The following is a 7,890-nucleotide window of genomic DNA, read 5'->3' on the forward strand; positions in this document are numbered from 1 at the left end:
AGATTCTAGGACGAAGGCCGTTCTTCGTTAAACGGGCGCTAGGGCGTCACCCTTACACCAACATTTTCGACGCGATCCGCGGTGCGCATGCGATGCCGACTGGGCTTGGCTCCGCGGGCGTACGCACTGCTATCGTGCTCGTTGGTGCTGGTCATAGCTGGCGTTTCTGCCTATGGCATGACCGTGCCGTCCATGATACAGGCGCATGCCGCACGCGAACCGCGCGTGGGGCATGAGGTCAAAAGTGATCTGGGCACCACGACTGGATATGCTTGGGCAAGTGTGGTCGGGCATATTGTGTTTGGCACCGACGATGCGGACGGCGCCGAGGTCCCGGACAACGAAGTCACGCTTGCCAATGGCAAAACCATCGTGCTCACCAACACCAAGATCATCGATCGGTTGTCCAACAATAGCGTGGCGGCAACGGTGAATAAGGTCGAGCAGCAGAAGGGGCAGGACGCCCAGCAGACAGGCAAGCCCGGTAGCTCGGATTCATCGAGTTCGGGCGGCGGCTCTGGGTCGGGTTCCTCTACCGGAGGGTCTGGAAACGGCGGCTCGACGGGCGGCAACACTGACAACGATGCAAACTCCGGTGGCCTTTCCGCTGCTGAAGAAGAGAGCATTCACAGTTGGCTTGTGACCAAGTACAACATGCTCGACGGCTATGTTTCTCGTGCCAATGACGTGGTCTCGACCTATAACTCTACGGGAGATCCCAGACCGTGCGACAGCCTGGTCGGGGAGATGTTTGTCATTCGAGCCGAGTTCGGTCGTCAGACATTCTCGCCCCGGTCAAAGTGGTATCAGCAGTATGCCAATCTGTGGGGCTGTTACACCAACCTATGTCAATGGGTCGGCCATTACGGCGATGATGACGTCGCGCTCGGTAACTTCAACAATAACGTGGCGGCGCTTGCCCTATGATGACCGATCTTGCATCCACCACACCACAATCGCTCGGTCGCGATCCCATGGTCGGCCTGCGCCTGGCGCGTGTCGACGGGTTTGAGCCGGCCATTGCGCTCGGTCAGGACGAACTGCCTGCCTATCTGCGTCGTTTTACGATGCTGTTTGCCGACGATGCCACCATGCGCCGTGGCGGTATCGGCCGCGTGACGCGTGCCGTCAACGCCCAAGGCGAGGCCGTGGCACTCAAGCAGCTCATCTTGCCGACGCGCGATGAGTTTGACGACGATGCCGCTCACGAGGCACTGGTCGCCAAGTTCAAGGCGGCGTTTCGCGAGGAATACGAATGCCATCGCGCCCTTTCGGGCCTTAAGGGCTTTCCCCGCCTCTATGGCTGGGGCGAGGTCGACGGTGTGCCTGCAATTGTCATGGAATGGGTCGAGGGCGAGACGCTTGCCCGCTTGCGTTCGCGACTCGCCGTGGACGATGCCGGACGCCTGTCGCCGCTTGTGGCGGCGCGTCTGGGTCGCGACCTGTTCGATCTGCTCTGCCGTATGAGCCTGGTGGGTGAGGGCTTTGTCCATCGCGATATCTCGCCCGCTAATATTATGGTGCGCACGGCGCGTCTACCGCTTGACCGGCAGCTTGCCGAGGGCACCTTTGACCTGTGCCTGATCGACTTTGGCTCGTCGCTGGCGCTTGAGCCTGCGTCGGCCGTGGCCGGTACCGGCGGCAAGGCATCCTTTACCGAGCGCTATGCCACGCTGCGTCGCGCGACGGTTGCCTATGCCCCGCCCGAGATGCTCACCGACGATATTCCCGACCTGCGCGCTTTGCGTATGTCGCCGGCGATCGACGTCTATGCCGCGGCAAGCACGGTTTACGAGCTCATTGCCGGCGTCGCGCCATACGAAGCCGCGCCGAGCACTTCGGGCACCTCGGGTTCGCGCAAAAAGACGCGCGACATCGCGAGCCCCTACCGTCTCAAGATGGACACGCGGCCCGACTATCCCATTGGTGCCCATGCGCCCGGTTGTGATTTGACTCAGCTGCTTCGTCGTGAGCCCGATGTGGCGCTCGCCGCGGCCGAGCAGGCCCAGCAGCTAGGGCTTGAGCCGGATTCCGAAGAGCTACGCGATGCGCTGGCGTTTGTCGATGCCCAGCTGTTCGACGTGGTGATGGCCTGTCTGTCCAGCCATCAAAAAGATCGTCCCGAGCCGGCGACGGTCGAGGCGGCGCTCTCAGCGTTTTGTGACCACTATGCGCAAAATGTCGGCCGTTCGCTCCGCGGCGAGCCGCTCACGCCGTGCCCCATGGATGCGTCTGGCCGCGCGGTTCGTCGCGCGCTGATGGTCGGCGCGACGGTCGTCTGTGGCGTGGTTTGGGCTGTGATCGTGGTTTCGGCCGCGCTGCTGGCGTCGGGCGCTCGCGTGACGGCGACTTTGGGATCGCTCGTGTGGTCTGGGTCGCTACCGGGTATTATTGCCGCACTGGCGTTGGCGCTGCCAGGCATAGCCGGCGTTGCCGCGGGGGCGCTTGCGCGCGATCGGCGCTCGGGCTTCCTGCAGGGTGTGCTTGCGCTTTCTGCCTGCGAGGTTCCGGTGCTGGTTGTGGCTGCATGTAGCGTATTTTCCCAACGCGCCGTGATGGGCGGCCTTGTTGCCGCTCTGGTTGCAACCTATACGCTTACGTGGTTTTTGCTTGCGATGGGCTTTGCCTTTGAACTTCCCGTTTCGGCACCGCGACGCACAAAAGCCCAGATGGCGACTCCGCTTGCCGGTGGAGCCGCAGCTGCCCGTACTTTTGGCGGACCTGTCGAAGTATCGTCCGATTCTATTTCTACGACTAAGGAGGCCTAGGTCATGGCATCTCAAGTTGAGCTCACCCCATGCGGGGCCATGTTTGACATCTTTAAGCGCGCGGCGCATCTGAGCCATATCGAGCTGTGCGGCTTGGTGCTTTCGTCCCGTCCGCTCGCCGACGGCCGCAGCCCGCAGAGCCGAGCCGCCGATCGCTCTTGGGTTTCCCGCTTTATCGTTCGCGCGCCGGTCGGCACGCTTCAGCATCGCTACTTTGCCGAATACGGTACCTCGGCTGCGCGTATTATGTCGCAACTGGCCCTGCGCCAGCGCAATCCCATGGACTCCACGGCTGTGATCAATATGGTGTGCGGTCCTGCAGGTGAACCGATGGTACGCGCGCTCGAAGAGTGCCACCAGGACACGAATCTCTATCGCAACGCGCTCGATCGCCTGTCCCAGGCGGCGGAACTCATGCCCGCCGAGCGCGCCGAGGCCGTGCTGGTGCTGTTTGTCGCCGTCGGTTGTTCGGCGGATGTGCGGTCCTCGGTGAACTATGCCATCGACTACGCGCACGCGACCTGTGGCGGAGGCACATCCACGCCGCGTTCGCTTGGCATGTCGATGACCGCGGGCGAACGCGAACCCGCCCCGGCGCACCCCTTGGGCTTGCTGCGCGTACAAAACAGTTTTGTCGTGAGCGCCCCGCGCTGGATTCAGCCGAGTGAGCAGGGTGTTGAGATTGGCGCGCTGGCCACTGGCGAGGGCGATATTACCGACGTCGGCGACGATGTCTCGGCCCGCCATGCCCATATCTGGTGCGATGCTCAAAATATCTGGCACGTCGAGGACTTGTCGTCCACCAACGGAACCGTGGTGGTAAACGGGGCCACGCGCGTCTGCATTCAGGTCGAACCCGGCCGTTCCGCCCAACTCAATCCCGGCGACGAGCTCAAGCTCGGCGAATCCACTACCTACGCCATTCTCTTCGGTGCCCTCTAGCCGGCAGATAGGGACGTTCCTTTTCTGCCGGCACTTGGGGACACTCCTTGGCGCACCAGAGCCGGTCGCCCAGGGATGGAGGGGCCATTTTGGCCCTTGGCAGTCACCCAAGGTAAACCTTTACCGCCCGCCTATATTTGCCGAAATTACACTTGACGGCGGGGTACAATAAACCCGCATGCGGATTTCCGTTGCGGGCGCTTCCCATCGCCGGGGCGTGCCCGGGAGCATCCGGCATGCGGCCTTTGCGGCGCTCGGTCATGTGCAAGACGGGTAGCTGGGCTTGTGGAGCGCGTGCAGCCCTCCTCGCCTCGGCATGCCTTCTCTCCACGCCATGTACCTGCTGCTGAGCCTGCCTGCCAGATGATTGGAAGCAACAGCGAAAATCCCATCACGCCAACATCCCGGCGATCGCCGGGGCCTGTATACCTATATGAGAGGAGAGGGGTATATGGCGCGTAAGTTTAAGTCTATGGACGGCAACGAGGCGGCCGCATATGTTTCGTATGCGTACACCGAGGTAGCGGGAATCTATCCCATTACGCCGTCCAGCCCGATGGCCGACCATGTCGACCAGTGGGCGGCCCAGGGTCGCAAGAATATCTTCGGCACCCCGGTCAAGGTCGTCGAGATGGAGTCCGAGGCAGGTGCAGCCGGTACCGTTCACGGTTCGCTGGGCGCCGGTGCTCTGACCACCACCTACACGGCTTCTCAGGGTCTGCTCCTGATGATCCCGAACATGTACAAGATCGCGGGCGAGCAGCTCCCGGGCGTCTTCCACGTCTCCGCGCGTTGCGTCGCTTCCCACGCCCTGAACATTTTTGGCGATCACTCCGACGTCATGGCTTGTCGTCAGACCGGCTTCGCCATGCTCGCCGAGGGCAACGTCCAGGAGGTCATGGACCTCTCGCCGGTGGCTCACCTTGCCGCCATCGAGGGTAAGACCCCGTTCCTTAACTTCTTCGACGGCTTCCGCACCAGCCACGAGATCCAGAAGGTCGCCATGTGGGACTACAAGGATCTGGCCGAGATGTGCGACATGGACGCCGTCCAGGCTTTCCGCGACCACGCGCTCAACCCTGAGCACCCGCACACCCGCGGTAGCCACGAGAACGGCGATATCTTCTTCCAGAACCGTGAGGCCTGCAACAAGGTCTACGACGAGCTTCCCGCCGTCGTCGAGGGCTACATGAAGAAGATCAACGAGAAGCTCGGCACCGATTACGGCCTGTTCAACTACTACGGCGCTCCCGATGCCGATCGCGTCGTCGTGTGCATGGGCTCCTTCTGCGACGTGCTCGAGGAAGTCATCGACTACCTCAACGCTCACGGCGAGAAGGTCGGCCTGGTCAAGGTTCGTCTGTTCCGTCCGTTCTCCATCAAGCACTTCGTCGACGTTCTCCCCGAGACCGTCCAGAAGATCGCCGTCATGGACCGTACCAAGGAGCCGGGTTCCATCGGCGAGCCGCTCTACCAGGATGTCGTCTCCGCTCTCTACGAGGCCGGCAAGACGGGCATCAAGGTCGTCGGCGGCCGTTATGGCCTGGGCAGCAAGGACACGCCTCCCGCGTCCGCGTTCGCTGTCTTCGAGGAGCTCAAGAAGGACGAGCCCAAGCGCGAGTTCACCATCGGCATTGTCGATGACGTAACCAACCTGAGCCTGCCCGAGGCCGAGGATGCGCCCAATACCGCAGCCCCCGGCACCATTGAGTGCAAGTTCTGGGGTCTGGGTGGCGACGGTACCGTCGGCGCCAACAAGAACTCGATCAAGATCATCGGCGACCACACCGACAAGTACGTTCAGGCCTACTTCCAGTACGACTCCAAGAAGACCGGCGGCGTCACCGTCTCGCACCTGCGCTTTGGTGATTCTCCGATCCGTTCGCCGTACTACGTGACCAAGGCCGACTTTGTCGCCTGCCACAACCCCAGCTACATCGTCAAGGGCTTCAAGATGGTCCGCGACGTCAAGCCTGGCGGCACCTTCCTGGTCAACTGCCAGTGGAGCGACGAGGAGTTCGCCGAGCACATGCCCGCCGTGGCCAAGCGCTACATCGCGAACAACAACGTCAACGTCTACCTGATTGACGCTATCGACCTGGCCGCCAAGGTCGGCATGGGCAAGCGCACCAACACGGTGCTCCAGTCTGCCTTCTTCGCGCTGGCTAAGGTCCTGCCCGCCGAGGACGCCCTGCAGTACATGAAGGACGCGGCTACCAAGTCCTACATGAAGAAGGGCCAGGCCATCGTCGACGCCAACCACAAGGCTATCGATGCCGGCGCTACCGCCTTCCGTAAGTTCGAGGTTCCGGCCGACTGGGCAACTGCCGAGGATGCCGCCCCCGTCGAGCTCTCCGAGGAGACCAAGTCCGCCATCGCCCAGCAGGTCAAGAACCTGCTCGAGCCCATCGATCGCATGGATGGCGACAGCCTGCCCGTTTCCGCCTTTGTCGATTGCGCCGACGGCCAGTTTGAGCTGGGCGCCTCCGCATACGAGAAGCGCGGCGTCGCCGTGGTCGTTCCTCACTGGGACGAGACCAAGTGCATCCAGTGCAACCAGTGCGCCTATGTGTGCCCGCATGCCACCATCCGTCCGTTCGCGATGACCGAGGACGAGGCTGCCGCCGCGCCCGAGGCTACCCGCACGCTCGACGCCATGGGCCCCAAGGCCAAGGGCATGAAGTTCACCATGGCCGTGTCCCCGCTCGACTGCATGGGTTGCACCAACTGCGTCAAGGTCTGCCCCAAGGGTGCCCTCGAGATGGTTCCCACCGAGCAGGAGATGGACCAGCAGCCCGTTTGGGACTACATGGTCGAGAACGTCTCCGAGAAGAAGGAGCTCATCGCGGCCAACGTCAAGGGCAGCCAGTTTAAGCAGCCCTACCTGGAGTTCTCCGGCTCCTGCGCCGGCTGCGCCGAGACCGCCTATGCACGTCTGGTGACCCAGGTCGCCGGCGACCGCATGTTCATCTCCAACGCCACCGGCTGCTCCTCCATTTGGGGCAACCCCGCTGCCACCGCTCCTTACTGCAAGGACAAGGACGGTCACGGCCCGGCGTGGAACAACTCCCTGTTCGAGGACAATGCCGAGCACGGTCTGGGCATGGCCGTTGGCTATGAGGCCGTTCAGAAGAAGCTGATCGCCGCTACCCAGGACATCATCGCTGCCGATGGTCCGTCCGATGAGCTCAAGGCCGCCGGCCAGGCTTGGATCGACTCCGTCAACGACGCCGAGGCCTCCAAGACCGCTGCCGCTGCCTACGTTGCCGAGCTCGAGAAGTGCGGCTGCGACGCTTCCAAGGCGATCCTCGCCGACAAGGCTTACCTCACCAAGAAGTCTTTCTGGATCTTCGGCGGCGACGGCTGGGCCTACGACATCGGCTTCGGTGGCCTGGACCACGTCTTGGCTTCTGGCCACAACGTCAACGTCTTCGTCTTCGACACCGAGGTCTACTCCAACACCGGCGGTCAGGCCTCCAAGGCCTCGAACCTGGGCCAGGTCGCTCAGTTCGCCGCTGCCGGTAAGGTGACCAAGAAGAAGTCCCTGGCCGAGATCGCCATGAGCTACGGCTACGTCTACGTGGCGCAGGTCGCCATGGGCGCCAACCCGGCTCAGACCCTCAAGGCCATTCACGAGGCCGAGGCCTACGACGGCCCGTCCCTCATCATCGGCTACAGCCCCTGCGAGATGCACTCCATCAAGAAGGGTGGCATGCAGAACTGCCAGGCCGAGATGAAGAAGGCTGTCGAGTGCGGTTACTGGAACCTCTTCCGCTTCAACCCCGAGGCTGCTGCCGGCAAGAAGTTCTCGCTCGATTCCAAGGAGCCCGCGGGCGGTTATCAGGAGTTCCTGATGAACGAGGCCCGTTACGCTTCGCTGACGCGTTCCTTCCCCGAGCGCGCCGAGGAGCTCTTCAAGGAGAATGAGCAGGCTGCTATGGACCGCTATCAGCACCTGCTGAAGCTCAAAACGGTGTATAACGAGGCCTAGGTCTCCCACCGCAGGATCTGAGGGCTGACCTTCGCGGACGTCCTCGGACATGAAAGAACCCCCGCTGCGCACTGAACTGCACCCCAAAACTTGGACGGCTTAAATAAAAGCTACGCCGCAAGGGACTGGCTCCGGAACTCCTCCGGGGTCAGTCCCTTCAGTTTAACCTGGCGCCTCCTCGTGTTCCAA

At 62.4% G+C, this 7,890-nt stretch carries 5 protein-coding genes; 4 read left to right on the forward strand and 1 reads right to left on the reverse strand.

Going from position 1 to position 7,890, the window contains the following annotated elements; all coding sequences use genetic code 11:
- The first annotated feature begins 183 nt into the window (after positions 1-183).
- From I4W07_RS08950 to nifJ, 4 genes are all read left to right on the forward strand, one after another.
- Positions 184-927 carry a hypothetical protein gene (locus I4W07_RS08950; RefSeq protein WP_196026408.1) on the forward strand — a complete coding sequence of 248 codons (744 nt, stop codon included), beginning with the start codon at positions 184-186 and terminating at the stop codon, positions 925-927.
- The gene (locus tag I4W07_RS08955; protein ID WP_196026409.1) at positions 924-2,768 is read left to right on the forward strand and encodes a serine/threonine protein kinase; all 1,845 of its coding nucleotides are present in this window, start codon (positions 924-926) and stop codon (positions 2,766-2,768) included. Before I4W07_RS08950 ends, I4W07_RS08955 begins: the two co-directional genes overlap by 4 nt.
- A 3-nt stretch (positions 2,769-2,771) precedes the next feature.
- On the forward strand, positions 2,772-3,710 hold the full coding sequence (locus I4W07_RS08960) for an FHA domain-containing protein (RefSeq protein WP_117746467.1): 939 nt from the start codon (positions 2,772-2,774) through the stop codon (positions 3,708-3,710).
- Positions 3,711-4,161: 451 nt separating this feature from the next.
- The gene (gene nifJ, locus I4W07_RS08965; RefSeq protein WP_138340895.1) at positions 4,162-7,701 is read left to right on the forward strand and encodes a pyruvate:ferredoxin (flavodoxin) oxidoreductase; all 3,540 of its coding nucleotides are present in this window, start codon (positions 4,162-4,164) and stop codon (positions 7,699-7,701) included.
- 110 nt (positions 7,702-7,811) lie between these two features.
- Here the strand turns inward: nifJ and I4W07_RS09385 are convergent.
- A partial coding sequence (locus I4W07_RS09385) for an IS3 family transposase (protein ID WP_196026061.1) occupies positions 7,812-7,890 on the reverse strand: 79 nt, incomplete at its 5' end.

Source organism: Collinsella aerofaciens, from assembly GCF_015670745.1.
Taxonomy (GTDB): Bacteria; Actinomycetota; Coriobacteriia; order Coriobacteriales; family Coriobacteriaceae; genus Collinsella; species Collinsella aerofaciens_T.

Coding starts and splice junctions, on each gene's coding strand:
- I4W07_RS08955 (WP_196026409.1), top strand. CDS start 924: ATGATGACCGATCTTGCATCCACCACACCACAATCGCTCGGTCGCGAT.
- I4W07_RS08960 (WP_117746467.1), top strand. CDS start 2,772: ATGGCATCTCAAGTTGAGCTCACCCCATGCGGGGCCATGTTTGACATC.
- nifJ (WP_138340895.1), top strand. CDS start 4,162: ATGGCGCGTAAGTTTAAGTCTATGGACGGCAACGAGGCGGCCGCATAT.